This is a genomic window from Variovorax glucosi, from assembly GCF_051216695.1.
In the GTDB taxonomy this organism is placed as follows: domain Bacteria; phylum Pseudomonadota; class Gammaproteobacteria; order Burkholderiales; family Burkholderiaceae_C; genus Variovorax.
Window position 1 is genome coordinate 1 of record NZ_JBPJZE010000205.1, and the last position, 1,220, is coordinate 1,220.

Annotated in this window: 1 protein-coding gene; it reads left to right on the plus strand. The window is 66.8% G+C overall.

What is annotated here, in order from left to right; translation table 11 throughout:
• Nucleotides 1-1,189 (plus strand): amino acid ABC transporter permease (locus ACSFA3_RS24305; protein WP_435507943.1); only part of this gene is annotated, 1,189 nt, incomplete at its 5' end.
• Nucleotides 1,190-1,220 lie beyond the last annotated feature (31 nt).

The window sequence follows — 1,220 nt, forward strand, 5'->3', positions numbered from 1 at the left end:
GCCGGTGCTGACCGACATCGACACGGACCAGGATGAGAACGGCGTGGAGACGGTGGCCAAGGTCGACCCCGACAGCGCGCGCCGGCTGGGCCTTACTTCAACGGCCATCGATAACGCGCTCTACAACGCCTTCGGGCAGCGGCAGGTGGCGACCATCTACACCGAGCTGAACCAGTACCACGTGGTGATGGAGTGGGCGCCGCGCTACTCGCGCAGTCCCAACGCCTTGAGCGACGTGTACGTGCCGGCCACCAAAACGACGGTGGTGGCGGGCCAGACCGTGACCACGCAGGTGGCGGCGAGCACCACGACGACGAGTTCAAGTTCGTCGTCGTCCTCGAGCACGGCCAGCACCACCACCGTGCCGGTGTCGGCCAACGCGGGCCTGCGCAGCGCGTCGACCGGCAACGTGCTGAGCAACACGGCCACCGCGCTCGTGCCGCTGTCGGCGGTCGCGAAGTTCGAGGAGCAGTCGGTGGCCACCTCGGTGAGCCACGAGGACGGCGAACTGGCCACGACCATCTCGTTCAACCTCGCTGAGGGCGCCAACCTTGGCGATGCGCGCGAGGCCATCGCCAAGGCCGAGGCCAACATCGCCATGCCCACCAACGTGCGCGGCTCGTTCGCTGGCACGGCGCTGAGCGCGCAGCAGTCGCAGGGGCAGCAGGCCATATTGATTCTGGCCGCGTTGATCGTGATCTACATCGTGCTGGGCATCCTGTACGAGAGCCTGGTGCACCCGATCACCGTGCTGTCGACGCTGCCGTCGGCCGGCGTGGGCGCGGTGCTGGCGCTGGTGGTGAACATCGGCGCGTACAGCTGCGAGATCATCCGCGCCGGCATCGAGTCGATCCACAAGGGGCAGCTCGAGGCGGCGCAATGCCTGGGGCTGTCGAAGCTGCAGGTGTTCTGGCACGTGATCCTGCGGCCCGCGGTGGAGCGCGTGTACCCGGCGCTCGCCAGCCAGTTCGTGCTGCTGATGCTGGCCTCCAGCATCATGTCGTCGATCGGCGCGGAAGAACTCTTCGGCGTGGCCAACCGCATCCAGTCGGACACCTTCCGCAACTTCGAGATCTTCATCGTGCTGTGGGTGGTGTACCTGGCGCTGTCGTACGCCATGCGCCTGGGCTTCTGGCTGCTGGGCATGCTGATCTTCCCGCGCCGGCGCAAGCTCGGCACGCCGCTGTGAAGAAGGCTGCGACATGACGTTCATGCCAATC